At 72.5% G+C, this 24,960-nt stretch carries 27 protein-coding genes; 12 read left to right on the top strand and 15 right to left on the bottom strand.

Going from position 1 to position 24,960, the window contains the following annotated elements:
* The first annotated feature begins 88 nt into the window (after positions 1-88).
* The 3 genes from ACK8N7_RS35610 to ACK8N7_RS35600 all read left to right on the top strand — a co-directional run bounded on the left by ACK8N7_RS35610 (position 89) and on the right by ACK8N7_RS35600 (position 4,035).
* Complete coding sequence (locus ACK8N7_RS35610; protein WP_500445213.1) at positions 89-2,122, top strand: ATP-binding protein; 2,034 nt, start codon at positions 89-91, stop codon at positions 2,120-2,122.
* A gap of 20 nt (positions 2,123-2,142) precedes the next feature.
* The gene (locus ACK8N7_RS35605; RefSeq protein WP_403215439.1) at positions 2,143-2,646 is read left to right on the top strand and encodes a GNAT family N-acetyltransferase; all 504 of its coding nucleotides are present in this window, start codon (positions 2,143-2,145) and stop codon (positions 2,644-2,646) included.
* A 252-nt stretch (positions 2,647-2,898) separates the two neighbouring features.
* Positions 2,899-4,035, top strand: a complete 1,137-nt coding sequence (locus ACK8N7_RS35600; protein ID WP_403215594.1) for a serine hydrolase domain-containing protein — start codon at positions 2,899-2,901, stop codon at positions 4,033-4,035.
* Between the two features lie 113 nt (positions 4,036-4,148).
* Here the strand turns inward: ACK8N7_RS35600 and ACK8N7_RS35595 are convergent, their stop codons facing one another.
* Positions 4,149-4,970 (bottom strand): PepSY domain-containing protein, encoded by an 822-nt coding sequence (locus tag ACK8N7_RS35595; RefSeq protein WP_403215441.1) that lies wholly within the window; start codon positions 4,968-4,970, stop codon positions 4,149-4,151.
* 192 nt (positions 4,971-5,162) lie between these two features.
* Between ACK8N7_RS35595 and ACK8N7_RS35590 the strand changes: the two genes are divergently transcribed.
* The 4 genes from ACK8N7_RS35590 to ACK8N7_RS35575 all read left to right on the top strand — a co-directional run bounded on the left by ACK8N7_RS35590 (position 5,163) and on the right by ACK8N7_RS35575 (position 9,435).
* Entirely contained in the window at positions 5,163-5,411 is a 249-nt protein-coding gene (locus ACK8N7_RS35590) for a DUF6296 family protein (protein ID WP_403215443.1), read from the top strand.
* 190 nt (positions 5,412-5,601) lie between these two features.
* Entirely contained in the window at positions 5,602-6,363 is a 762-nt protein-coding gene (locus ACK8N7_RS35585) for a DeoR/GlpR family DNA-binding transcription regulator (protein WP_403215596.1), read from the top strand.
* Complete coding sequence (gene pfkB, locus ACK8N7_RS35580; RefSeq protein WP_500445211.1) at positions 6,360-7,328, top strand: 1-phosphofructokinase; 969 nt, start codon at positions 6,360-6,362, stop codon at positions 7,326-7,328. The genes ACK8N7_RS35585 and pfkB overlap by 4 nt, the downstream gene beginning before the upstream one ends.
* 100 nt (positions 7,329-7,428) lie before the next feature.
* The gene (locus ACK8N7_RS35575; protein ID WP_500445209.1) at positions 7,429-9,435 is read left to right on the top strand and encodes a PTS fructose transporter subunit IIABC; all 2,007 of its coding nucleotides are present in this window, start codon (positions 7,429-7,431) and stop codon (positions 9,433-9,435) included.
* Here ACK8N7_RS35575 and lepB read toward each other — a convergent pair.
* The 3 genes from lepB to ACK8N7_RS35560 form a co-directional block, all read right to left on the bottom strand.
* A complete protein-coding gene (gene lepB, locus ACK8N7_RS35570; protein ID WP_500445207.1) occupies positions 9,412-10,206 on the bottom strand; it encodes a signal peptidase I in 795 nt (264 codons plus the stop codon). The two genes, ACK8N7_RS35575 and lepB, sit on opposite strands and share 24 nt — an antisense overlap.
* Positions 10,207-10,310: 104 nt before the next feature.
* On the bottom strand, positions 10,311-10,625 hold the full coding sequence (locus ACK8N7_RS35565; RefSeq protein WP_403215451.1) for a hypothetical protein: 315 nt from the start codon (positions 10,623-10,625) through the stop codon (positions 10,311-10,313).
* Between the two features lie 112 nt (positions 10,626-10,737).
* Positions 10,738-11,247 (bottom strand): mycothiol transferase, encoded by a 510-nt coding sequence (locus ACK8N7_RS35560; protein ID WP_500445205.1) that lies wholly within the window; start codon positions 11,245-11,247, stop codon positions 10,738-10,740.
* Positions 11,248-11,320: 73 nt separating this feature from the next.
* Here ACK8N7_RS35560 and ACK8N7_RS35555 point away from each other — a divergent pair, with 73 nt between their 5' ends.
* Positions 11,321-11,686 (top strand): iron chaperone, encoded by a 366-nt coding sequence (locus ACK8N7_RS35555; RefSeq protein WP_403215455.1) that lies wholly within the window; start codon positions 11,321-11,323, stop codon positions 11,684-11,686.
* A 6-nt stretch (positions 11,687-11,692) separates the two neighbouring features.
* On the opposite strand, the gene ACK8N7_RS35550 is transcribed toward ACK8N7_RS35555, so the two are convergent.
* The 7 genes from ACK8N7_RS35550 to ACK8N7_RS35520 form a co-directional block, all read right to left on the bottom strand.
* Positions 11,693-12,700: an alpha/beta fold hydrolase gene (locus ACK8N7_RS35550; protein ID WP_403215457.1), complete on the bottom strand. Its 1,008-nt coding sequence runs from the start codon at positions 12,698-12,700 to the stop codon at positions 11,693-11,695.
* 144 nt (positions 12,701-12,844) lie between these two features.
* Positions 12,845-13,078, bottom strand: a complete 234-nt coding sequence (locus tag ACK8N7_RS35545) for a hypothetical protein (protein ID WP_403215459.1) — start codon at positions 13,076-13,078, stop codon at positions 12,845-12,847.
* Positions 13,079-13,084: 6 nt separating this feature from the next.
* Positions 13,085-13,756, bottom strand: a complete 672-nt coding sequence (locus ACK8N7_RS35540; protein WP_164358075.1) for a TNT domain-containing protein — start codon at positions 13,754-13,756, stop codon at positions 13,085-13,087.
* Positions 13,757-13,950: 194 nt separating this feature from the next.
* Positions 13,951-14,466, bottom strand: coding sequence for a lytic polysaccharide monooxygenase auxiliary activity family 9 protein (locus ACK8N7_RS35535; RefSeq protein WP_500445202.1), 516 nt, complete (start codon positions 14,464-14,466; stop codon positions 13,951-13,953).
* A gap of 275 nt (positions 14,467-14,741) precedes the next feature.
* Positions 14,742-15,446, bottom strand: coding sequence for a DUF4230 domain-containing protein (locus tag ACK8N7_RS35530; RefSeq protein ID WP_403215463.1), 705 nt, complete (start codon positions 15,444-15,446; stop codon positions 14,742-14,744).
* Positions 15,447-15,534: 88 nt separating this feature from the next.
* A complete protein-coding gene (locus ACK8N7_RS35525; RefSeq protein WP_500445200.1) occupies positions 15,535-16,323 on the bottom strand; it encodes a DUF4389 domain-containing protein in 789 nt (262 codons plus the stop codon).
* 193 nt (positions 16,324-16,516) lie between these two features.
* A complete protein-coding gene (locus tag ACK8N7_RS35520) occupies positions 16,517-17,218 on the bottom strand; it encodes a VanZ family protein (RefSeq protein WP_500445198.1) in 702 nt (233 codons plus the stop codon).
* Between the two features lie 146 nt (positions 17,219-17,364).
* Between ACK8N7_RS35520 and ACK8N7_RS35515 the strand changes: the two genes are divergently transcribed.
* Positions 17,365-17,865: a tetratricopeptide repeat protein gene (locus ACK8N7_RS35515; RefSeq protein ID WP_403215468.1), complete on the top strand. Its 501-nt coding sequence runs from the start codon at positions 17,365-17,367 to the stop codon at positions 17,863-17,865.
* 197 nt (positions 17,866-18,062) lie between these two features.
* The gene (locus ACK8N7_RS35510; RefSeq protein ID WP_500445924.1) at positions 18,063-18,713 is read left to right on the top strand and encodes a YoaK family protein; all 651 of its coding nucleotides are present in this window, start codon (positions 18,063-18,065) and stop codon (positions 18,711-18,713) included.
* A 222-nt stretch (positions 18,714-18,935) separates the two neighbouring features.
* Here ACK8N7_RS35510 and ACK8N7_RS35505 read toward each other — a convergent pair whose 3' ends face one another.
* From ACK8N7_RS35505 to ACK8N7_RS35495, 3 genes are all read right to left on the bottom strand, one after another.
* Positions 18,936-19,196, bottom strand: coding sequence for a type B 50S ribosomal protein L31 (locus tag ACK8N7_RS35505; protein WP_500445196.1), 261 nt, complete (start codon positions 19,194-19,196; stop codon positions 18,936-18,938).
* 77 nt (positions 19,197-19,273) lie between these two features.
* Positions 19,274-19,438, bottom strand: a complete 165-nt coding sequence (gene rpmG, locus ACK8N7_RS35500) for a 50S ribosomal protein L33 (RefSeq protein ID WP_015606683.1) — start codon at positions 19,436-19,438, stop codon at positions 19,274-19,276.
* Between the two features lie 127 nt (positions 19,439-19,565).
* Positions 19,566-20,048 (bottom strand): phosphotransferase, encoded by a 483-nt coding sequence (locus tag ACK8N7_RS35495; RefSeq protein ID WP_500445194.1) that lies wholly within the window; start codon positions 20,046-20,048, stop codon positions 19,566-19,568.
* A 446-nt stretch (positions 20,049-20,494) separates the two neighbouring features.
* Here ACK8N7_RS35495 and ACK8N7_RS35490 point away from each other — a divergent pair, with 446 nt between their 5' ends.
* Positions 20,495-21,919 (top strand): PP2C family protein-serine/threonine phosphatase, encoded by a 1,425-nt coding sequence (locus ACK8N7_RS35490; protein ID WP_403215474.1) that lies wholly within the window; start codon positions 20,495-20,497, stop codon positions 21,917-21,919.
* A gap of 103 nt (positions 21,920-22,022) precedes the next feature.
* Here ACK8N7_RS35490 and ACK8N7_RS35485 read toward each other — a convergent pair whose 3' ends face one another.
* Positions 22,023-23,519, bottom strand: a complete 1,497-nt coding sequence (locus ACK8N7_RS35485; protein WP_500445192.1) for a DNA-binding protein NsdB — start codon at positions 23,517-23,519, stop codon at positions 22,023-22,025.
* A gap of 231 nt (positions 23,520-23,750) precedes the next feature.
* Here ACK8N7_RS35485 and ACK8N7_RS35480 point away from each other — a divergent pair, with 231 nt between their 5' ends.
* Positions 23,751-24,887 (top strand): aminoglycoside phosphotransferase family protein, encoded by a 1,137-nt coding sequence (locus tag ACK8N7_RS35480; protein WP_403215478.1) that lies wholly within the window; start codon positions 23,751-23,753, stop codon positions 24,885-24,887.
* Positions 24,888-24,960: the final 73 nt, after the last annotated feature.

Below are 24,960 nucleotides of genomic sequence, written 5' to 3'. Positions count from 1 at the left end.
CCGAACAGGAGACATTGTCAGCCGTTTTTGACTGCTTTTCGCTATGAACAGAGGCTGCGGGCCTCGGCGAGGCAGGATGGCCTGCGTGATGGGCAACCTCCCCGTCGTGACGACCAGTTTCGTCGGCCGCGACAGCGAACTGGACTGCATCGACCGGGCACTTCAGGATCACCGGCTGGTCACTCTCAGCGGGAGCGGCGGGGTCGGCAAGAGCCGGCTGGCCCTGCAGACCGCCGAGCGCGTCCGGGACCGGTACGCGGACGGCGTGTGGTGGACCGACCTCTCCCACCTGGATGACGACCAGTTGCTCACCACGACGGTCTGCGACGGCGTCGGGCTGCTGGACCACAGCCCCCGCCGACCGGTTGCCGCGCTCTGCGAATGGCTCTCCGACCGCCGTCTGCTGCTCGTCCTCGACTGCTGCGAGCGGGTCGTCGACTCCTGCCGGCAGCTCGTCACCGAACTGCTCTCCGCCGCGCCGGGGCTGACGGTCCTGGCCACCAGCAGACAACCGCTCGGAGCGGAGGGCGAACACGCCGTGGAGGTGGCCCCGCTCTCCGCGGGCGAGGACGGCGACGAGGCCGTCCGGCTCTTCCGCGACCGCGCCGCCGCCGTCGTCCCCGGGCTGGCGTTCGACTCCCCCGGTGACGCGGCCGCCGTGGCCGAGATCTGCCGCCGCCTCGAAGGGATACCGCTAGCCGTCGAACTCGCCTGCGCCCAGCTCCGCGAGAGCAGCGCGCAGGAGATCACCGGGCGGCTGGCCTCCCGGCTGGACGCCCTCAGCGACGACACGCTCTGGCCCCGCCGCCACCGTGCCCTGCGCACCACGATCGGCTGGAGCCACGAGCTCTGCGCCCCGCTCGAACGGCTCCTGTGGGCCCGGCTCTCCGTCTTCCGGGGCGTCATCATGACGGCCGACGCGGAGGCGGTGTGCGCGGGCGGACCCCTCGGTGGCGAGGCCATCGCCCCCGCGCTGGAGAGCCTCGCCGAGCAGTCCGTGCTCCGGCGGACCGGTGACGGCTACCGGATGCTGGACACGCTGCGCGAGTACGGGGCGATGTGGCTCGCCGAGCTGGCGGAGGACACGCTCTTCGCCGACCGGCACGCGCGCCACTTCGCGCAGATAGCCGTGCAGGCGCACGCGGGCTGGCTGGGCCCCCGGCAGGTCGACTGGTACCGCAGGGTCGCCTCCACCCACCCGGATCTCTGCGCCGCCCTGGAGCACCTGCTGGCCGAGGACCCCGAGAAGGCGATGGAGATGGCCGGGTGCGCCGGTCTGTTCTGGAGCTGCTGCGGCCATCTGCACCAGGCCCGGACCTACCTGGAGCGGGTGCTGGCCCTGCCCCTCTCGGCGGGCCCGCACCGCACCCGCGCGCTCTGGGCCCTCGGCATCACGCTGACCCTCCAGGGCGACCACGAGGCGGCGCGCCGTGCCGGTGCGGAGTGCGAGGAAGCGGCCCGCCTCGGCCAGGACGCCGAGGCGGCCCTCTCGGCGGCCCACTCCATGAGCTTCACCTATCTCATGATGGGGAGGCCGCAGACCGCGCACCTGGTCAGCGACCACGCCCTGCGGCTGCACCCGGGGGACCCCGCCGACGCACCCTCCCAGATGCGCTGCCGGGTGATACGCCTGTTCGCCCTGTCGGCGCTCGGCCGGCTGGACGAGGCGTACGAGGAGGCTACCCGGCTCCAGCGGATAAGCCTGCGCTTCGGCGAGCACTGGGGGCGGGCCTACGCCGATCACCAGCTCGCCCTCATCCATCTGCTGCAGGGCCGCCCCCGCCACGCCGAGAGCCACGCCCGCGCGATGCTCGCGAGCAAGCACGAGCTCCACGACAGCCTCGGCATCGCCCTCGGCCTCGACCTGCTCGCCGGTGCCATCGCCGCCCAGGGGGACGGGGTCGCGGCGGCCCGTACCTCCGGCACGGGACACACGTACTGGCGGCTCATCGGCCACCCCCACCGCGGCACCCCCGAGCTCGGGGCGATCCGGGAGCAGTGGGAGCTCCAGGCACGGCGGGCGGCCGGGAACACGGCGTACGAACGCGCCTACCGCCGGGCCTCGGCCGACGACGCCGAGCGCGGCCTGGCCCATGCCCTGGAGCGTCAACTCCCCTCGTGAACAGGCCCTAGCATCCCGGTATGACGATCATCAGCCGGCTCACGGCCGGCCATGCCGAGGCGCTGCTCGCGTTCGAGCGGGAGAACCGCGCGTACTTCTCCACCTCGGTGCCCGACCGGGGCGACGACTACTTCACGGGCTTCGCCGCACGCCACCGTGAGCTGCTCGCCGAGCAGGAGGCGGGGCTGCACCACTTCCATGTCGTCGAGGACGCCGACGGGGCGCTCCTGGGCCGGATCAACCTCGTCGGGGTCGAGGACGGTTCGGCCGAGCTGGGCTACCGGATCGCCGAGAAGGCCGCAGGGCGCGGGCTGGCGACCCGGTCGGTCCGGCAGCTCTGTGTGCCGGCGGCCCAGGAGTACGGACTGACCGTGCTGCGGGCGGAGACGACGCTCGACAACACGGGTTCCCGCGCGGTACTGGCCCGCACCGGGTTCGAGCCGGTGGAGGAGGTCATGTTCGGCGACCGCCCGGGACTGCGCTACGTCCTCGATCTGCGCGGGGGTACAGTCCCGGCTCCGTGAGGGGCGCTTCCGAACGAGACGGGGAGACGGGCGGGTGGCGGTGATCGGCCGGATGGTCCACCTCGGGAGCGGACTCGGGCCGGCCGCCCGATGCTGAGCTCGCGGCAGCCGGTGGCAGGGGGGCGGCCCGCCCGACCCACACCTTCAGGAGGTACACCCGTGCCCACACGTCCCCTTCTGCGCGCCCCTTCACGGCCGCTGCGGCGAACAGCCGTCGTGGCCGTCGTGGCCGCCGCCTCGATCGCCGGGCTGATGACCGGTCCCGCCCGGGCGGGCGGTGGCGGGGGCGACGGCCCCCATGGACCGCACGGACCGGTCGACCGGGAGTTGCAGCGCAGGCTCCGGGCGCTCGTCGACACTCCCGGCGGGCCGCCCGGGGCCATCGCCGTACTGACGGCCGGCGGCCGCAGTGAGGTGTACCGGGCCGGTACGTCCGAGGCCGGTACCGGACGGCCGCCGCAACCCACCGACCACATGCGGATCGCCAGTGTGGCGAAGGCCTTCAGCGGCGCGGTCGCGCTGCACCTGGCCGACCGGGGCCGCCTCTCGCTCGACGACACCCTCGGCCGGTGGCTGCCCCGGCTCCCCGCCGCCTGGCACCGGGTGACGGTCGCCCAGCTCCTGAACCACACCAGCGGACTGCCGGACTACACCGAGTCCCCCGGGTTCATCGCCGAGTTCGCAGCCGATCCGCGCAGGCACTTCGACTCACGCAAGCTGCTGCGGTACGTCGCCGGGGAACCGCTGCGGTTCCGGCCGGGTTCGGCGTACCGCTACTCCAACTCCGACAACATCGCCGTGGCCCTGATCGCCGAGGCCGCGACGGGTACCCCCTACGAGCGGCTGCTGGCCGAGATCGTGTACCGGCCGCTGGGGCTGCGCGCGACCACGCTCCCCCAGGGGTACCGGCTGCCCGATCCGTACCTGCACGGCTATGACGTGGACCCGCCGAACCCCCCGGAGGACCTCTCCACCGCGATCAGCGCCTCCGGGGTGTGGGCGTCGGGCGGCATCGTCTCCACCCCCGAGAACCTCGGCACATTCATCCGCGCCTGGGCCGGCGGACGTGACCTGGGTCCGGCGGTCCGCCGCCGGCAGCTGACGTTCGTCGCGGGCGCTTCCGAACCGGCCGGGCCCGGGCGCAACGAGGCCGGGCTCGCCCTCTTCTCGTACAAGACGCGGTGCGGGACCGTGTACGGCCACACCGGCAACTTCCCCGGCTACACGCAGCTGGCGGCGGCCACCAAGGACGGCAAGCGGTCACTGACCGTCTCGCTCACCTCGCAGGTCAACAGCACGACGAACCCGGGGCTGCTGGCCACCCTCCGCGGCCTCCAGGAGGACTTCGTCTGCCGACTGCTGGAGCCGCGCAAGGCGCACAAGGCATAGCGGGGCACAGGAGAAGGGGTACGCCGGGTTTCCGGCATACCCCTTCTTCCTTCACCCACCCCGGTGGTGCGCCCCTGCGGACACACCACCGGGTCGGCACCGTCCGGGGACGGTCAGTCGTTGTCGGTCTCCTCGCGGACGATCGTGTCGTTCTTGGCGTCCACGTCGAACGTGGTCTTCTTCCAGTCGGAGCCGACCACGTCGACCGACCAGATCACGCCGTTGCCGTCGTTGTCGTCGAGGCTGACGGAGGTGACGGTCCCCTTCTTCTTCTCCGTGGCGACCTTGGCCGCCTGCTCGGGCGTCTGCGTGGCCTGGGCGAGCCAGTCGGCCGTCTGCTTCTTGTCCTCGGCGTCCTGGTCCGCGTCGACGCGGGCCTCGATCACCTTGCCGTCGACCGCGTTGATCCGCACGGTGTGGACCGTGCCGTCCTTCTCGGCGACCTCCGCGACCCAGACGGGGCCGTCGGCGCCCGGGCTGGCGCTCGGCGAACCGGTCGCGGCCGGGCTGCCCGTCGGGCCGGCGCTGCCGGTGGGGCTGGCACTGCCGGTCGGACTCCCGCTGCCGGTCGGGCTCGGGCTCTCGTCGCGGTCGTCGTCGTCCACACCCTCCAGGTCCAGATCGACGAGCTTGCCATTGGCCACTTCGCCGACCGCGGTCGTCGCGGCGTCGTCGAAAGTGACCTTGGTGGCGTCCAGCACCCTCTTGCGTTCCTGCTGGTCCTCGGTCAGGTCCGCGGTGGCCGACGGGGAGGCCGTCGTCTTCTGCGGGACGACCTTCGCGGCTTCGGTGGCCGCGGACGTCGCACTGTCCGAACTCTGACCACAGGCCGTCAGCAGGAGAGCGGCGGCCGCCAGGCAGGCGGCGGCACCGGTCGCCCCGAGGTTGCGGGAGCGTAGGGAAGGACGGTTGTTTCGTCGGGGCTCAAGTCTCATGTACGCATGCCTAGCCCCCGCCAGGACCAGTCATGTTGTCCTACATGTCGGAGTCACCCGATCGACCGGACAGCTCCGCCCGTTGGCCGCCGCGAACGAGCCTGCCCCCTCCGCTCCCCGGGCGACTCGCGCGCGGGTGGGAAACAATGGGGTCAGGGCCGGACATCGTCGCGGCCCGGCCGGGAGGCCCTCATGGAGCACACGGAGCGTTACGAACTCATCTTCCAGATTTCCGGCGCCGAGGACGACGTGGTCGCCGTCCGGCTGACCGACCGGACCGGGGCGGGCGGTTCTCCGGTGTACGAGGACGAGACGGGGATCGTCCGCGCCGAGATCAGCGACCGGGGCGAGGTGCGGATGCTCGCCAGCGGAGGACATCAGGTACCCGGTACCCCGCTGCTGGCCCGGCCACTGGGCGAGGGCGCTGCCGGGAGGCGCTGAGCAGACGGACACGGCGGGGCTCACCGGTGAACGGTGCGCCCCGCCGACGTGTGCGCGCCCCCATACCCGTCCACTCCCACTCATGCCCACCCATGCCCACTTCTCGCCCGAATGTGTTTACTTTCCCGAACCCCGGACGTAATCTGAGCGCGAAACCACAGACTCGGGCATGAAACGGATACGAAACCACATGTACGCACCGGAGCGTCAGCAGGAGATCCTCCGCCTCGCCCAGGAGAGCGGCCGGGTCGATGTGCTCTCCCTGGCCGAGGAGTTCCAGGTGACCGCCGAGACCGTCCGGCGGGATCTCAAGGCGCTGGACCGGGCCGGGCTGCTGCGCCGGGTGCACGGCGGCGCCATCCCGGTCGGGCGGCTCGACTTCGAGCCCGACCTCGCCGAGCGCGACGCCGTGGCCGCCGACGAGAAGGACCGCATCGCGCAGGCGGCGCTCGCCGAGCTCCCCGCGGACGGGAACGTGATCATCGACGCCGGGACCACGACGGCCCGGCTCGCCGCGGCCGTCCCCGTCGATGCCGCGCTGACAGTGGTGACGCACGCGCTGCCGGTGGCCGCCCGCCTCGCCGACCACCCGGGCATCGCGCTGCATCTGGTCGGCGGCCGGGTCCGGCACCGGACGCGGGCGGCGGTCGACGCCTGGGCGCTCAGCTCGTACGGAGAGATCAGCGCCGACGTCGTCTTCCTCGCCACCAACGGCTTCGCGCCCGACAGCGGCCTCACCACACCCGACCTCGCCGAGGCCGCCGTGAAGCGTGCGGTGGTCAAGGCCGCCCGCCGGGTCGTCCTGCTCGCCGACTCGGGCAAGTTCGGGCAGCGGCACTTCGCCCGCTTCGGTGACCTCACCGATGTCGACCTCCTCATCACCGACACGGGCCTCAGCCCCGACGACGCCCGCTCCATCGAGAGCCGGGGCACGGAAGTAGTACGCGCATGATCCTCACCGTCACCCCCAACCCCAGCCTGGACCGGACCTACGAGCTGCCGGCGCTGGTCCGCGGCACGGTCCTGCGGGCCACGGCGGACCGCGTCGACCCGGGCGGCAAGGGCGTCAACGTCTCCCGCGCGGTCGCGGCGGCCGGCCACCGCACGGTCGCCGTCGCGCCGATGGGCGGGCCGGAGGGCGCGCTGCTCGCCCGGCTGCTCGGCGAGCACGGCATCGAGGCCGCCGGGGTGCCGGTCACCGGCAGCACCCGGATCAACATCACGCTCGTCGAACCCGACTCCACCCTCACCAAGATCAACGCGGCCGGTCCCGAGCTCAGCGCCGCCGAGGCGGAGGACGTCCTGGAGGCGGTGCGGGCCCGTTCCGCCTCCGCCGACTGGATCGCGTGCTGCGGAAGCCTGCCGCGCGGGCTGGCGCCGCAGTGGTACGCGGAGCTGGTCGCACGGAGCCACCGGGCCGGTACGCGGATCGCGCTGGACACCTCCGGCGCGGCCCTGACGGCGGCCCTGCGGGAGGGGCCCGATGTGATCAAGCCCAACGCCCAGGAGCTCGCCGAGGCCGTCGGCCGTCCGCTCGCCACGGTCGGCGACGCGCTGAAGGCCGCCGAGGAGCTGCGCGAGCGGGGCGCCCGGTCGGTGCTGGCCAGCCTGGGGGGCGACGGGCAGCTGCTGGTGGAGGCGTCGGGCGCGTACTTCGCGACCGCCCGGGTGGAGACCGTACGCAGCAATGTCGGCGCCGGGGACGCGTCCCTGGCCGGCTTCCTGACGGCGGGCGGGCAGGGCCCCGAGGCACTCGCCTCGGCCGTCGCCCATGGGGCGGCGGCGGTGCAGCTGGCGGGGAGCCTCATGCCCACCCCGGCCGATCTCGACCGGTCGGCGGTCGTGGTGAGCGCCGATGTCCCCCTGGACCGCCCGCTGACGGAGCCCGCCCCATGGGCCGCCGTGAACACCCGATGACCGCCGCGTCCGCCCACCCCGATCTCCACCCCCCGCACGATCCCACCGCCTTCCGTCCCCCGAACCGCCGCAGGGCGGTCCCCGAACAAGGAGCACCGCGATGAGTGAGCTGATCACCGCGGAACTGGTCGACCTCGATCTGTCCGCAGCAACGAAGGACGCCGCCGCGAGGTCGCTCGCCGAGCGGATGGTGGCCGCACACCGCGTCACCGACCTCGACGGCTTCCTGGCCGATGTCGCCGCCCGCGAGGCGCAGATGCCGACGGGCCTGGACGGCGGGATCGGCATCCCGCACTGCCGGAGCGAGCATGTGAGCGCCCCGACGCTGGCGTTCGGGCGCAGCGCCTCGGGCATCGACTTCGGTGCGGCCGACGGTCCCGCGGACCTGATCTTCCTGATCGCGGCGCCGGCCGGGGCGGACGACGACCATCTGACCATCCTGTCGGGGCTGGCCCGCAGGCTGATGGACCCGGAGTTCACCGCCGCCCTGCGCGCCGGGGACGACCCGGGCACGGTCGCCGCGCTGATCCGGGGCGAGGAGCCGACGCCGGAGCCCGAAGCCACGACGCCGATACAGGCGGCCGAAGAGGCCGCCCCCGCCGGGGACGACGCCCCCTTCCGGATCGTCGCCGTCACCTCCTGCCCCACCGGTATCGCGCACACCTACATGGCCGCCGAGTCGCTGACGGCGGCAGGGCTCGCCGAGGGCGTCGCGGTGACGGTGGAGACGCAGGGGTCGGCCGGTTTCAGCAAGCTGGACCCCGCGGTCATCGCCCGGGCCGACGCGGTCATCTGGGCGCACGACGTCGAGGTGCGGGAGAAGGCGCGCTTCCGGGGCAAGCCGCTCGTCGACGTCGGGGTGAAGGCGGGCATCAACCGGCCCGCCGAGCTGATCGCCGAGGCCCGCCGCAAGGCGGAGCGCGGTGAGATCGCCGCCGTACCGCAGGGCGGGGACGGGCCGGAGAGCGGTGCGGACGGCGGGTCCGGCGCGGACGGTGCGCACTTCGGGGTCCGGCTGCGTACGTACCTGATGTCCGGCGTGAGCTACATGGTGCCGTTCGTCGCGGCGGGCGGGCTGCTGATCGCCCTGTCGTTCGCCATCGGCGGCTACGAGATCGTGGACGCCAAGTCGGTCGCCGACCACTTCGTCTGGGGGCAGATGGACAGCTGGGCCGCGCTGCTCAACCAGATCGGCTCCGCCGCCTTCGGCTTCCTGGTGCCGGTGCTCGCCGGGTACATCGCGTACGGGATGGCGGACCGTCCCGCGCTGGTGCCCGGGTTCGTGGGCGGAGCGATCGCGCTCACCGTCGACGCGGGATTCCTCGGCGGTCTCGTCGCCGGTCTGCTGGCCGGTGCGGTGGTGATGGCCATCCAGCGGGTCCCGGTCCATGCGACGCTGCGCGGGATCATGCCGGTGCTGGTGATCCCGCTGATCGCGTCGGCGGTCGTCGGGTTCCTGATGTTCATCGTCGTGGGCAAGCCGATCGCCGCACTGCAGAGCGCCCTCACGGACTGGCTGAACGGCCTGTCGGGCTCCAACGCGGTCATCCTCGGTGTCGTCATCGGCCTGATGATGTGCTTCGACATGGGCGGACCGCTGAACAAGGTGGCGTACGCGTTCGCGGTCGGCGGTCTCGCCGATCCGACCGACGGCAGCCTCAAGGTGATGGCCGCGGTCATGGCGGCGGGTATGGTCCCGCCGCTGGCGATGGCCCTGGCCACCACCGTACGCAAGAAGCTGTTCACGAAGACCGAGCGGGAGAACGGCCGGGCGGCCTGGGTGCTGGGCGCCTCGTTCATCACCGAGGGCGCGATTCCGTTCGCCGCCGCCGACCCGCTGCGGGTGATCCCGTCGGTGATGGCGGGCGGTGCGGTCACCGGTGCGCTGTCGATGGCCTTCGGGTGCACCCTGCGCGCCCCGCACGGCGGCATCTTCGTCGTGCCGCTGATCGGTGAACCGTTCCTCTACCTGCTGGCGATCGCCGCGGGCACCCTCGTGGCGACCGCGCTGGTCGTCCTGCTCAAGGGTGCCCGCCGGACGGCGGCGGCCCCTGCCTCGGAGGCGGGGGCCGAGGTCACCGGCTCACGGGTGGGCGTCAGCGCCTGACGTCGCGCGGCGGCGGCGCAGCAGGACGAGCGGGACGGCGGCGGCCACGGCCGCCGCCGGTCCGGGGAGCAGGGCCGCGCCGGCCGCGGTGGAGAAGGTGTCGGGGACGGGCAGGGTGCTCCAGCGGCCGACCGGCCAGGCGACGACGACGGCGCGGCCGACGACCTCGTCCTCCGGGACCATGCCGTCGTTGCGGTCGTCGCGGTGGTAGCGGGAGTCCGAGGACGCCTGGCGGTGGTCGCCCATCACCCAGAGCCTGCCCTGCGGGACGGTGACCTTGAAGGTGCCCCTGCCGTCGTTGCTGCACGGGGTGTTGCCGGGGAACACATAGGGCTCGTCCAGAACCTTCCCGTTGACCTTCACCGGTCCGTCGCCGGCGCATTCCACGGTGTCACCGCCCACGCCGATCACCCGCTTGATGAGGTCCTTCTCCTCGGCCGACGGCATCACACCGATGAAACTGAGCACCTTCTGCACGGTGTTGGGCGGGTCGACGGCCATGTCGTCGAGCCAGCCGGCCGGGTCGTGGAAGACGACCACCTCGCCCCGTTCCGGTTCGGATCCGAACCACGGGGTCAGCTTGTCGACGAGGACCCGGTCGCCCTTCTGCAGGGTGTTCTGCATGGACTCCGACGGGATGGAGAAGGCCTGGACCAGGAAGGTCTTGATGAGCAGAGCCAGCACCAGGGCGACCCCGACGAGGAGCGGAAGCTCCACCCAGAACGGCCGGTGCCTGCCCTTTCCCGCCCGCCGTGCACCCGCACGCACCATTACGCCGCTCCTCGCCCCGTGTCCCCGCGCACCCGCCCCACCGGTGGGGGAACGGATCTTGTCGGGTCACTCTATGGGGCGCGGCGGACGCGGCGGGTCGCCGCTCAGGACGCGGACGCCGGGGGCGGTGCGGCGGGGGCGGTGCCGTCCGGCGGGAGCGTGGCTCCGTCGCCCTGGCGTACGGCTTCGACCACGCTCTGGTGGAAGGCGCGGCTCTCCTCCTCGGAGGCGCACGGCACGGGGCTCCCCGCCAGGGTGAACCAGTCCGACGAGCCGCTGTACTGCACGGCCACCGACGCCTGGCCGTCGGACCACGTCGTGTGCACCGTGAGGTCTCCGCTCAGGATGCCGGCTTCTTCGGTGCGGACTCCGCCTGTTCCCGCGAAGACACCGCTGGTCGTCCACGATGCCCAGCTCATGACGTGTCGCCTTTCGGACGATGACAAGCCTCTGCGGCGGACTGCTTCCGAGTATGGCACCGCTGTTGGGAGGGTGCACGGGGTGCGGAGGCGGTTCGTCCGCGGGCCGGTCTCATGCGCGCTCCCGTACACCCCGCACGAATGCGGCCTGCCCCGCGTGCTGGAGGTCTTCGGCGATGACGCTGATCAGCCGGACTCCCAGGGTCACCGGGGGCGACCACGCCTCGTCGACGATGCGGTCGAGGGCGCGGCCGTCGAGTCCGCGGACGAAGCCGAGGGTCTGTTCCTGGACGGCGTCGTAGTAGCCGAGGAGCAGGTCGGCGGAGTCGACGCGGACGGCGGCGACCTCGTCGGCGCTGTGCCCGTATCCGGTCGCCGCCTCGTCGAACGGGAGCCCGAAGCGGTCGGCCCAGCCCTTGGTGAGCCAGACCTGGCCGGTGCCGGCGGCGTCGGCGATGTGGTCGTCCTGGATCCGGGTGAGGTGCCAGATCAGCCAGGAGATCGAGTTCGCCCCGTCGTCGATCCGGGCGTTGAGGTCGTCCGCCGAGAGCCCTTCGGCCGCCGCGTGGACCGCTTCCCCGACCCGGTCGAACGCCTCGGCCAGCATGTTCGCACTGTTCATCCGCTCACCTTCGCCTCCTGGCCGGTGCGAACCGCGCTCCGACACACGCGGGCCGCCCGCTTAGGATCGGCGCATGGTCCGGAGCAGTGCGGAAGACGTCGATCAGTACCTGGCCGAGCTGCCGGACGCCCGCCGGGGCGCGCTCACCGAGCTGCGCGCGCTGTGCCGCGCGGAGCTGACGGGGTTCCGGGAGGTGATGGCGTACGGCATGCCCGCCTACGAACGGGACGGGACCGGCGAGGTCGCCTTCGCGAGCCAGAAGCAGTACATCTCGCTCTATCTCCTGCGCACGGATGTCCGGGACGCGTTCGCGGACCGGCTGGCCGGCCACGACATGGGCAAGGGGTGTCTCCGCTTCCGCAACCCGGAGAAGATCGACTTCACGCTCGTACGGGATCTGCTGCGGGCGACGGCGGCGACCCGCGGCTTCGCCTGCTGAGCCGGTCTACCGCAGCCCGTCCAGCCACTGGGTCAGCAGCCGGTTGACCTCGTCGGGGCGTTCCTGCTGGATCCAGTGGCCGCAGCCTTCGAGGATGTGGGCGGCGGACAGGCCGGGGAGGGTGGTCGGGTAGGCGTCGATGGCGTCCGCCATCCATGTGGTGGAGGCGTCGAGCGCGCCGCCGATGAAGAGGGAGGGCTGGGTGATGGGCGCTCCGTGCCAGGCGGCGAGGTCCTCCCAGTCCCGGTCGACGTTGCGGTAGCGGTTGAGGGCGCCGGTGAGGCCGGAGCGTTCGAACTCCCCGCTGTAGACGTCCAGGTCCGGCTCGGTGAGCCAGGCGGGCAGCGGGCCGGCGGGGAAGCGGTCGGCGAGCCGCGCACCCGGGGGTACGAAGAAGAGCCTGCCGTGCTCCTCGGGGGTGAGGGTGCCGCCGGTCAGCCCGGTGTAGAAGCCGGCGAGCCAGCCGCGTACGTCCCGTTCGATCTCCGCCTCGGCCCTGCCGGGGGTCTGGAAGTAGCTGACGTAGAACTCCTGGTCGCCGCCGATCCGGGCGAAGCCGTCGGTGGGGCGGTGCTCCCCGCGCGGGGAGTACGGGACGCTGAGCAGGCCGACGGCAGTGAAGACGTCCGGCCGGAGCAGGGCGCTGTCGGCCGCGATGGGCGAGCCCCAGTCGTGGCCGACGACGGTGGCCGTCTCCTCGCCCAGGGCGTGGACGACGGCGGTGTTGTCGGCGACGTGGGCGAGCATCCGGTACGCGTCGGTGGCGGCGGGCTTGGCGGAACGCCCGTAGCCGCGTACGTCGATGGCGACGGCCCGGTATCCGGCGGCGGCCAGCGCGGGGAGCTGGTGGCGCCAGGAGTACCAGGACTCGGGGAAGCCGTGGACGAGGAGGACGAGGGGTCCGGTGCCCTGCTCGACGAGGTGGATGCGGCCGCCGGGGGTGTTCACCAGGCGGTGGACCGCGCCGGGCGGGGTGGTGGAGTCCGCCGGGGGCACGGGGGCGGGCTGCGGCATGGGTCCTCCTCGGGGGCCCCGGGCGGGCGGGGCGGTCGTGACGGGTTCGGTCGGGCGGCCGGGCCGGAGCCCGGCCGCCCGGTCACGATCATTCGGGGGTGCCCGCCGCCCGCACAAGGATCTTTGCCGGACCGGCAAAGGGGGTCAGACGAGCAGCCGCAGCAGGTGTGCGCAGGCGGCTGCCTCGCCCGGGTGGTGTGCGAGGACTTCGTCCCGGCCGCGTTCGTACGCGCCGGTCTCCCATCCGCCGTCCGCCGCCCGTCGCACGAAGAGGAAGTCGGGCGGGGTGGGGACCGGCTCGTGGACGCCCTCGATCCGGTAGTAGCCGCCGGGGATCCCGGCCTCCACGAGTGCGGCGTGCAACGCGTGACGGTCCATCGGGGGTTACGCGCCCGCGGACGTGAGGTAGCCGTGGTCCAGCAGCCACTTCACGTTCAGCCGCTCGCCCTCGCCCGGGTTCAGGAAGACGGCGTCGAGCTTGATCTGCCGGCCGCCGCCGGGCTGCTCGAACCAGGGGGCGATGCTGCCCTGCCAGACCCAGAAGGGCTTCGCCACCTTGTAGACGCGGTAGTCGCAGGGGGTCGCCGCTTCACGGGTGTTGAGGTTCTGCGGGGGCAGGGCGCGCTCGGCGTAGGCGTCGCCGGCCGGGGCCAGGTAGCCGCCGTACTCGGAGCCGAAGCGGTCCAGGCGCTGGCCGGGGCGGAGCTTGGAGGGCTCCTTGTCGATCTCGCCGTTGACCTCGGCGAAGCCGTCGTTGGGCGGGTACTTCCAGCTCCCGGTGTCCGCGGGCCCCTCCCAGTACTTCTTGAGGAAGGCCTGCGGGGACAGCTCTCCGGTGCGCTGGTAGCCCTTCAGGAGCGGGCCGACCGGGGCCAGGCGCTTGTTCGGCAGCCACTTCGGGCCGAGCCGGGCGTCGCCGCGGTATTCGCCGGTGCAGGGTTCGTGCCGCTCGGCGGCCACCGGGGCGTCGGGCTGCGGGGCGGCGTTCGCGGCGGGGGCGGTGATCAGTCCGGCGGTGATGCCGAGCGCGGCAAGTACGGTACGCATGCGGTTCATTCAGGAATCCCCTCAAGCACTGATGATCAATCAGACAGCTGACGAAGGGTAACCGCTCGGCTACCTGGAGCAGCCGCGCCATGCCGCTTTCCGGCCATGACGGACCGTGCCGGTCCTTGATGGAACAGCACCGCGCCCCGGCCGGGTGGAGCTGGGGCCCGGCCGGGGCGCGACGGACGGAACAGGGCCTGCGGTCAGCTGACGTTGACGTCGATGCAGGCGTAGAAGGCGTTGACGGTGTCCGCGATGTTCCAGACCGCGAGGACCTTCTGCTGACCGGCCTTGTTGCCGAAGTCGACCTGATGGGCGACGGTCGCGCCGGGCTGCGCGCCGCCGTCGTCGAACTCGGCGATCTTCTCGCCGCCGACGAAGTACTGCCAGGTGCTGGTCGAGTGCCGGGCGGTGAGCTTCCACTCGAACTGCTGCGAGCGGTTCACCGGGGTGACCGCCCAGCCCTTGGAGTCGTCGTCGAGCTCGGCGAACCCGCTGTTGCCGCCGCTGCAGCTGGTGAGCCCCTTCGGGCCCTCGACGCTCTGCGGTTCGTAGCTGATCGAGCCGCAGCTGACCGTGCCGGCGGCGCACTGCGCCTGCCTGCTGGGCGGGTTGGAGATGTAGCCGTGGGCGCTGGCGGAGCTCGCCGGGAGGCTCAGGGCGAGGACCGGGGCGAGAACGGCACCGACGGCGAGTGCGGTCTTCCTTTTCGCGTACATGCTTCTCCTTCACATGAGACCGCACCGCGCGGTGGCGGGCCGTGGGGGGCCCGGCTTCGGCGGCGAGGCCTCGCGAGTGTGGGGCCAACGAGGCGCGAAGGGCTGCAAGTCCCTTGCCGGACAGGCCTGATGACCGGTGCCGGAAAGGCCTTGCACTTGGCCTAGACCATACTCACCGTCGCGTACGCGTCAAGGGTGGGGCGCCTGGGGCGGGAGGGGCGCCGGCCGGGCGCGGTCCGCGACGGACGGTCACCGCGCCGGGCCGTTCGGCGCCATCAGCCCTGGTCGTCGCCGTAGCGGACCGTGACGCGCTCGAAGCCGAGGGAGCCGAGCAGCCCCTTCAGCATGTCCGCGGTGTTCTTCTCGGCGCGGGCGGTCAGCCCGCTCTCCTTCGCCGCCTCGCCGATGTGCCGGACGGCCAGTTGGTTGACCGCCTGCTCACTGCTCGGATTGTCGGAGAAGAGGTCGCCGAGCCGGTCGAAGAGGCCGCGCTGCTTGGAGACGGCGTAGGAGCGGTCCGGGTCCAGGGCCGGCTTGCCCAGCACCGCGCGCGGCAGGCGGATCTCGGCGGTGGTGCGGTCCTCGTTGATGACGACGCCGTCCTCTCCGACCTTGCCCAGGTCGACGGAGGCGTCGACGGTGCCCGCGCCGACGAACAGGGTGCGGGTGCCGCGTACCGCGTCGGGCAGGAACTTCGCGTCCTTCTCCAGGTCGACGACGACCTGGAAGTTGCCCGAGGCAGCCTCGTACGCGCTCATGTCCTGGATCGACTTGAGGACCGCGGGGCCCGACCGGTCGTGGGTCTCCTCCCCGAAGAGGCCGTCGAGGCTCGGCAGCAGACTGAGCCTGCCGCCGGCGAACAGCAGGGCCAGGATCGCCGCGCCGATGCCGACGATCTTCAGCACTCCCCGCCCGGGACGGGACGTGCGCTTCTTCCCGCTCTGCGGGGCGGGATCCGTGGTTGCGTCGCTGGACGTCATGGACTGCATGTGACCCGCCGACGCTCTTTCAACCCATCTCCCCTGCGAAATCGGCCAGTTCGGGTAGACGGATGCAGACGAGGGACCCTCACGGACGGCCGGACAGCTCCGTGGTGTCGTCGGAGGACGTGGAGGTGGTCACCGATGTGGTGACGTTGCCCGCGAGACCGAGCACCAGGAAGAGCACCACGAGCCACTTGCCGGCGCTGCTCATCACCAGCGGCCGGGTGGCGGAGCGGGGGTGCCCCTGCGATACGGCGAGGCCGTCGTCGCCGAAGAGGCCCTTGGGGTAGGCCGGGGTGAGCATCATGGCGTACGCGGAGAACCGCATCCGGTAGCGCAGGGTGGCCGCCGTCGCCTCGAACAGGGGGCGCGGCATCCGGCCCAGGACGAGCGTGATGAGCCACCAGACGAAGGCCAGGGCCCACCACCCGTAGACCGCGAGGCTCTGCACGATCGCCGCCGGGATCATCAGGAAGATCCGGAAGAGGACCGCGAGCCGGTTGAGGGCGGTGGGGCGTACGTCGATCTGGACCGGGTAGTCCGGCGGCGGGGTCAGGGCGAAGGGCGGGTAGCGGTCGATCAGCAGCATCTGGCTCGCCGACACGCGCATGTCGTACCCGAGGAACCGGGCGAGGAACCGGAAGACGGGGTCGGGCAGCCGCCCCAGCACCAGGGCGGCGAACCAGCCCACGATGACGGTGAAGAAGGCCGCGATGTGCAGGAAGAACAGCACGACGAAGTGGGGGATCAGCAGGAGCAGGCGCAGCAGTACCGTCAGCCGGCGTTGGTGGCCGGGCTCGACGATGTCGAGGACGGGCCTGAACTCGTCGGCGTCGGCCTGCTTGCGGCCCGGGCTCCATCGGCCGTCGGCCATGACGCTCCTCCTCGGCAGGGGGTCCGCACGGCATCCGCGCGCAGGACGTGCCCCCACGCTGCGGCCGCACGGGACGGCCCGCAAACGGCCGCGGCCCGAACGGGTGGGGCGGCCCCTGCCTGAGGAGTGGCGGGCACATGGGGGCGGAGCGTCCGTCAGCGCGTGGAGCAGCGCCCTGTGCCGGCCCCTGCGGTCAGCGCCTGCGGAGCCGGTCCAGCAGGGCGCGGCCCGAGCCGGGCTGTGCGCCGTCGCCGGTGGGGCGCCCGCCCGAACCCCTGGCCTTCCCCAGGCGTGTGCCACCGGTCCTCGCCCCGGCCTTGGACGGTTCCTTCGCCTTGGTCGTGGCCCGGGTCTTCGTCCCGGTCTTCGCCGGGGCCTTCGTCCTGGTCCGGAATGCCGTCGCCTCAGCCGCGCCCTTCGGCTGCGGGGCGGGCTTCCCCGCCTCGGCCCGGGGGGTGTGCGCGTGCGCGTGGTAGTGGTGGCTGATCCGGCGGCCCACCAGCAGGTAGGCGAGCAGGGCGCCCGCCGTGTTGAGGATTACGTCGTCGATGTCGAAGGCGCGGCCGGCGACCAGGGCACCCTGGATCAGCTCCACGAGGACCATGACGGCCGCGGTCAGCAGCGTCATGCTGATCATCCGCAGGCGGCGCGGCACGATGAACGGGAGCAGCAGCCCGAAGGGCACACCGAGCAGCAGGTTTCCGCCCGCCTGCTTGCACGCGGCGAGGAAGGTGTAGTCCTCGGCGTACTGGCGCAGCGACCGGCCCGGCTGCAGATTCGATGTGACGATGTCCTCGGAGGCCGGTGACGGGGTGAGCGTCACCTTGGCCAGGAACAAGGAGAACGCCACCAGCCCGAGCAGCACCACCGTCAGGACGGTCACCCTCAGCAACACGCGTAGCCATGTCCCCTGTCGCGTAGGGGTATTCGTCTCTGCAGTCATGGCGGACAGATGCCCCCGCCGGGGCGGAAAACACGCGGGCGGGCATCCGGGCCTCAAAAAACGTCCGGCTCTCCGGTGCCGCCTGCGACGATGGGCGGATGAGCGCACGTGAGAAGAAGGATCTGCTGGCCGAGACCGACCGGCTGCGCGAGGAGGGCCGGGCCGGGGAGGCGCGCGAGCGGCTGCTCGCGCTGACCTCCCGGTTCCCCGACGACGCGGAGGTGGCCTACCGGACCGCCTGGGTCCACGACGTCCTGGGCCTGGAGACCGAGGCGGTGGCGTACTACGAACGCAGCCTGGCGGGGACGGGGCTCGGGGCGGAGGACCGGCGGGGGGCGCTGCTCGGGCTCGGCAGTACGTACCGGGTGCTCGGGCGGTACGGGCAGGCCGTGGAGACGCTCCGCCGGGGCATCGAGGAGTTCCCGGACGACGGGGCGCTGCAGACGTTCCTGGCCATGGCCCTGTTCAACACGGAGGAGTACCACGAGGCGATGCGGCTGCTGCTGCGGCTGGTGGCGTCGACCAGTGACGACCGGCATGTCCAGAAGTACCGGCCCGCCATCGAGCACTACGCGAAGGATCTCCACGAGACGATGTGACCGGGCTCCGGGCCGGGTGACCCCGGGCACCGGCACGCGGCGCGCCACGTCTGGCGCCGGGAGCGGTTCGGGAGCGCGCGGGTACCGAGAATGCTCGCGTGCATTCCGCTCCCCCGCCCTCGCCGCCCTCACCCTCCGCGTCCTCCTCCGCTGCGCCGCGTGCCGACGGCCCTGCGCGGCGCGGTGCGTGGGCGCTGCTGCTCCTGTCCGCGGCTTCCGGGGCGGCGGACGCGTTCGTCTTCCTCTGTGTGGGACAGGTCTTCGCTGGGGTGATGACCGGGAATCTGGTCCTGCTCGGGGCCTCGGCCGCCGGAGCGGGCGAGGACGGCGTGGCGCTGCGGGTCGCCACCGCCTTGGCCGCGTACGCCTGCGGGGCCGCGTCCGGCGCTCTGATGGCCGGGCGGCTGGGGCTGCGGCTCTGGGTGATGCTGCTGGCCGAGACCGTTCTGCTCGGGGCGGCGGCCTTGCTGTGGGGGCTGGATCTGGTGGCGTCGTACAGTGACCGGCTCGGGCTGCTGGCCCTCGTGTCGCTGGCGATGGGGATCCAGGGGCGCATCCGGGTGACGCCGACGAACTATTTCACCGGGACCCTCACCTCGCTGGCCGGCCGCGCGGCGGTACGGGAGCTGGAGCCGGCGGACGTCTGGGTGCTGGGCCGGCTGGGGGCGGCGGTGGCCGGGGCGGCGCTCGCGGCCGGGGCAGAGCGGTGGTGGAGCCCTGGGGCCGCGCTGGGGGCGGTGGTGCTGGCGGGGGGAGCGCTGGCCCTCGAAACGGCACCGCGCGGGGGGCGGCAGCCGGGTACGGGGAAGCCCCGGCCGGATCGGGGGAATCCAGCCGGGGCGGCTTGAGTGCGGGTATGAAGGGCGGTCGCCTCTCGGCGAGGAGCTCCATGGGGCTTCGGCTGTGCGATCTTCCCCATGTGCAGTTGGTGAGGCCCGGGGACACTGTCCCCCTCACACCCACGTATAGATGAACGATAAACCATCTAGGGCTGTTCCCGGGAACCCGCCCCCATGGATGTGCTCCATGGCACGGAATTCCCGGTTCCACCTTCGACGGACCCGGTCCCGTCAGCTACGGGACGCGTCCTCGGTGCTGTAGCGGCGACGGAACCGCTCGACGCGGCCCGCCGTGTCGAGCACCTGACGGCCCCCGGTGTAGAAGGGGTGGCTCGCCGACGAGGTCTCCACGTCGATGACGGGATAGGCGTTGCCGTCCTCCCATGTCACGCGCTCGCCGGAGTCGGCGGTCGAGCGGGTCAGGAAGGCGACGTCCGCGGCGCGGTCACGGAAGACCACGGGGCGGGAGACGGGATGGATACGGGACTTCATCGATGCGTTCCTTCCTCACCGCCGGTGGCGGTGGCGTACAGGGGGACGGGTCTCTTCTGCGCTGCGGGCGGTTGCGGTCAGCGGGCTTCACGGAAGAGCACGTGCTGCCCGGCGGCCGAGTCGAACTTGCGCAGTTCCAGCCGGTCGGGGGTGTTGCGGCGGTTCTTGCGGGTCACATAGCTGCTGCCCGTTCCGGCAGTGGACCGGAGGGTCACGACGGGCCTCAGTTCGCTGCGTGCCATGGGCGCCTCCCGTGGTGCTCGACGACCCCACCCCCGTAACGGGAATGGGATTCGTTTTCGTTCTGGTGGGGTAACGCGGCACACCACGTCGGCATTCCCGGACCGGATCGCCCCGGTCCGGCAGCCGTCAGAGGTACACCCAGCCCCCGTCGGGTCCGCGCTCCGCGGCCTCCGCGCAGAGGGGCGGCCGCCAGCAGGGGGAGAAGTCGATGACGGCGGGGTCCCGGCCGGGCGCGAAGAGCACGTTGCCGGTGAGGTCGCCGTGGATGAGCTGCGCCGCCGCCTCCACGGGCCTGCGCAGGGCCAACAGGGCCGACAGCGGATCGGTGAGCTCCGCGACCACGTCGGCCTCCTCCTCACCCCAGGCGACCCGGTCGGCCACCGCCCAGGGATGCGTCCGGCGGTCGAGGAAGCCGGGGCGGGGCTGCGTCCGCAGGGCGGCGTGAAAGGCTCGGCCGGTGGCGACGACCCCGGGCCACTGCCCCCGGGGACCGGGGCGGCCCTCCACGAACTCGGCGGCCGTCCAGCCCTCGACCACACCGCTCCCGTCCGCCGACCGCAGCGGCCTCGGCACACGGAAGCCGGCGCCCCGGCACAGTCGCTCGAACACGGACGCGGCCCACTCCCACTCCCCCTCGGACCCCCTCCGCGGGCTTCAGAACGGCCCCGCCGACCCGCACGCTGCGCCCCTGACCACCGGCCAGCGACTCGGGGGTGCCGCGCACACCGAAGGCGTCAAGGACGGACCGCGGGGGAAGGATGACGCTCGGCCGTCCGGGCATGCGAGGCATCCTGCCGGGCGGCCCCTGTCATGCGCACACGCATTTACGACCAGCGCCTGTACCGGCGGGTGCCTATGCCAATGGGGCAGGCCAACACCCCCTATCCGTACGCCCGTTCGGAGGTTCTCCCCGCTCGCGCAGCCGGTGGCATATGCCATAAGCAACAACGCATCGAGTGTTGCAGAATCCCTTACGGGCCGCCGCAGCCTGTGCGACAGTCGATAGCGGTCGACCCCTGAGACCCGGCCGCACCGCGCCTGTATCGGAGTACGAGATGCCGTCCCATCTGTTCGCGGACCGCCCCGCACCACAGCCCCCCGCGCACGATGCCGTCGACGCCTTGATCCACCGCACGCGCCGGCTGCGCGGAGACGTGGACGCCGTGGGACGGAACGCGGCGGTGACCGACGAGGACGGCCCCCAGGCGCGCTGGCAGCGCGCCCTGTGCGACCTGGCTGTCCAGCACCTGGACAACCTCGACGAACAGCTCGGTCAGCTCAAGGCCGGTCTGCCGGCCCAGCGCTCCGCCCCCCGGGACGGCGACGCACGGGTGGACGGCCCGCCGGCCGGTTCCGCGCCGAACCGGGTGGGCAGCGCCGAGTGGAACCTCCTCACCGACGAGGTCAGCTGGTCGGAGGAGCTGTACGAGATCTTCGGCCGGCCGCCCGGTTCGCCACCGCTCTCCCTGGACGACCTGCCGTCCGTACTGCTCCCCGACGACCAGCCCAGACTGACCTCCATGGTGACGGGCTGCCTCGTGGACGGGCGGCCGATGGACGGGGAGTTCCGCATCGTGCTCCCCGACAGCCGGGTGCGCACGCTCCACATGACGGGCGAACCGGTCCTCGACTCCGAGGGCTGCACCGCCTCCATGTGGGCCGTCCTGCGGGACGTCAGCGAGCTGCGCCGCAGCGAGGAGACCGTCAGCCGGACCCGGGACTCGGCGCAGACCGACGAGCGCATCGAGCGCACGGAGCACCGGATGGCGGTGGAGCTCCAGGAGACCGTCCTGCCGCCGTGGCGCGGTTCGTTACGCCTACCGCAGCAGGGCCCCGGTGCCCTGGACATCGCCGCCCACTACCTCCCTTCCGCGTCCAGCGGCCTCATCGGCGGCGACTGGTACGACGCGATGGAGCTGCCGGACGGCCGGACCCTGCTGACCGTCGGCGATCTGACCGGGCACGGGATTCCCGCCACGTCGGCCATGGCCATGATGCTCGGCGCCCTGCGCGGCATGGCCGTCGCCGGTATCGAGCCGGGCGCCCTGATGGGTCACCTCAACCACCTCCTCGAAACGTCGGTACAGCCCGCCCTGGGCAGCGCCCTGTGCTGCCGCTTCGACCCGGCGACCGGCCTCCTCTCCTGGGCGCAGGCGGGACACCCCGCGCCGCTGCTCTTCCGCGACGGGACGGGGCGGCAGCTGACGCCCCCGGACGGAGTGCTGCTCGGTGCCGCGTCCCGGGTCGCCTACGAGCAGGACGAGGTGCGCCTGCTCCCCGGTGACGTACTGGTGCTGCACACGGACGGCCTGACGCGGCGCAGCGACCGGGGTACGGGCCCGGAGGAGCTGCTCGCCCTCGCCTCCCGGTTCGCACAGGCCCGTACGGCACAGGAGTGCGTGCGGGGCGTGGTCGAGGAGTTCGGCGGGACCGAACGCCTGGACGACGCGTGTGTGCTGGTCGCCCGGATCGGGGCGTGAGGGAGCGCGTGCGCGCACAGGACCGGTGGTGAGTGCTGCCGGGGCGTCATGACGGTGGGTACGCGCGGCGGTTACGGCCTCCGCCGGCGGACGCGTAAGGAGGTCAGGCCTGCGCACCCCTGACCTTCTTGGCGACCGGGCTCTGCGGCAGTGAGCGCTCGATCTGCTCGCGGAGGTCCTGGATCTTGGCGTATCCCGCGAACTGGCCGGTGAGCCGGTACATTTCGCGCAGCCGGTCCCAGGTGCGGTGCGAGGAGGTCTCCCCCATCGACACCAGGGCGAGCCGGGCGTAACGGTCGCCCTGTTCGGGGTCGTTGGCGATGAAGCAGGCCGAGGCGAGCGAGATGTGGTCGAAGAGCTTGGACCGCTGACGCCCGTTGACCCGCAGCTCCAGGGCCAGCTTGGCGTGGCGCTGGGCGATGGGCGCGGCCGCCGGGTCGTGCTCGGCCAGGGTGCGGAACGCCAGGGCCTGCATGCCGTGCATGTCGGCCTCGTCGAACATCTGCATCCAGCTCGGCGATGGCACGTCTCCCCTGTCCGAGACGAAGAGCTCCTCCGCCTCACCGAGGGTGCGCCGCATGGCCTGGCCCCGGCCCATCGCCGCCTGCGCCCAGGCCTCGATGGTGCGCAGCATCGCCTGCGTACGGGGCAGGGTCTCCTCCCCCGAGCCGGACTTCGCCAGCTTCATCAGGTCGAGGGCGTCGTCGGGGCGGCCCAGGTGGACCATCTGGCGGGCGGCCCGGGAGAGCGCCTCACCGGCGCGCGGCCGGTCGCCGCCCTCCCGGGCCGCGTGGGCGGCGATGATGAAGTACTTCTGGGCGGTGGGTTCGAGGCCGACGTCGTGCGACATCCAGCCCGCGAGTACGGCGAGGTTGGCCGCGACGACCCAGAGGCGGCGCTGGAGATGGTCGGGGTGGCGGTAGGCGAGCATGCCGCCCACCTCGTTGAGCTGGCCCACGACGGCCTTGCGCTGGAGTCCGCCGCCGCGGGAGGCGTCCCAGGCACGGAACACCTCGACCGAGTGCTCCAGTGCCTCGATCTCCTCGGATCCCACGGGCGCGGCCTCGTACCGGTCGAGACCGGCGGGGGCGGCGTGCTGGGGATCGTTGGCGCGTGGAGCATCGGCCGCCGGAGCGGGGTTGCTGTGCAGCCATTCGTACATGGGGCCGGCGATGGTGGAGCCGGCGGCGAGCGCGGCGCCCGCACCCACCAAGCCGCGTCGGTTGAGCATGAGGTCCATTCCCGTGAATTCGGTGAGGACCGCTGCCGTCCGTTCGGGCGCCCACGGCAGTTGATCGGGATCGTGTTCCGTCCCTGAGTCACGCCGCTTTCCCACACGCCCGCGCCGGCCGAACCCGAGGTCCTCGATGGTCACGACACGGCCGAGCCGCTCGGTGAACAGGGCTGCCAGCACTTCGGGCACGGGATCACGGGGGGACTCCCCCATGTCGATCCAGCGCCTGACCCGCGAGGTGTCGGTGGCCAGCTGCGGGTGGCCCATGGCCGCCGCCTGCCGGTTCACCATTCTCGCGAGTTCGCCCTTGGACCAGCCGGCCAGGCCGAACAGGTCAGAAAGGCGGGTGTTGGGTTCTCCGGTCACGTCAAGCCCCCAGGTTCTCGGCTGACTTGACACTAACCCCCTGTCAGATGCGCCGGGACTATTCGCCAGGGTTCGCCAGGGTCCGCCAGATGGTCTGCCACCCGCGCCCCGGTGTCAGGTAGGAAAGCGCCACCCCGCCCGGCAGCCCTAGGTACTCCCCAGGGTGCCGAACGGCCGTCGGCCGGGTTGGCGCACGTAACTTGTCGGCGCACGAAGGGACCTGTCTCGCCCATGTACACAGCATCGTCCTCCGTGTCCGCCCCGCCCCGGCCGCTCCGTCCCATGGGGACGGGCGGCGGGCCGTATCTCGCCCCCCACGCCGGCGCACCGGCGCAGGGTCTGGGCCGGACCCGGCGGGCGACGGGACCGGGTGCCGGACCCCTCAGCGGAAGAATCGACCTCTCCGGGCCGCAGGGCGCTCAGGTGCGGATGGCCATCGCCTCCGTGCAGCGCATCTGCCCCGAGTTCAACCCGGTCCAGGTCCTGCGGCGCAGCGGCCGTTCGGTCCTGATCGTGGGCACGACCGGGCGGGCCACCGCCGTGGCGAAGTGTTTACTGGACCACTCCCCCGCCTGGACGGAGCGGTTCCAGCACGAAATAGCGGCGTACCGCGCGTTCGTCCGGCACCGCCCCCCGGTTCGGGTGCCCCGGCTGATCGCGGCGGACCCGGAGAACTGCACGCTGGTGATCGAGCGGATGCCCGGCCGGGTGGCCGCGCTGACCCGCCACCCGGCGGAGGCGCCCCCGCGGGCCGACATCCGTGCCGCGCTCGGCGCGATCAGCCGGGTCAACGCCTGGCGGCCGCCGCCCGGACTCTTCGAGGCGCCGCTCGACTACGCGTCACGGATCTCGCGCTACCACGAGCTCGGCCTGTTCACCGACCGCGACCTGGGCGATCTGCAGAAGCTGCTGCACGGTCTGGCCCAGGCGGGCGGGCGCCAGGGCATGGGCCAGTTCTGCCACGGTGACGCGCTGCTCTCCAACATCCTGCTGTCACCGACCGGTCCTGTGCTGGTCGACTGGGAGCACGCGGGCTGGTATCTGCCGGGCTACGACCTGGCGACCCTGTGGGCGGTGCTCGGTGACGCCCCGGTGGCGCGGCGCCAGATCAGCCAGCTCGCCCAGGCCAGGGGGCCGGCCGCGCGGGACGCGTTCCTGGTGAATCTGATGCTCGTCCTGACCCGCGAGATCCGTAATTACGAGACGGCTGTGCAGCGCACCATGCGCGAGGCGCCCGCGGCGGGCGCGGGCCAGGACCGGCCCGGTGCCCTCTCCTCGGGCGAGGAGCAGCGGCTGCTGCTGCGCAGGCTGCACGACGACTGCGCGATGGCGCGGCGGGCGGTGCGGGCGGCGGTCGGGACGCGCTGAGCCCGCGCGCGACGCCGTGCCGACGGCGCGGCCGCGTGGGTCTTGGGGGGAAGGCGGGTGTGCCGCCTTCCCC

It is taken from the genome of Streptomyces griseobrunneus, assembly GCF_046713465.1.
GTDB classification, from domain to species: Bacteria; Actinomycetota; Actinomycetes; order Streptomycetales; family Streptomycetaceae; genus Streptomyces; species Streptomyces microflavus.
This window is presented reverse-complemented; position numbering and strand designations above follow the sequence as displayed.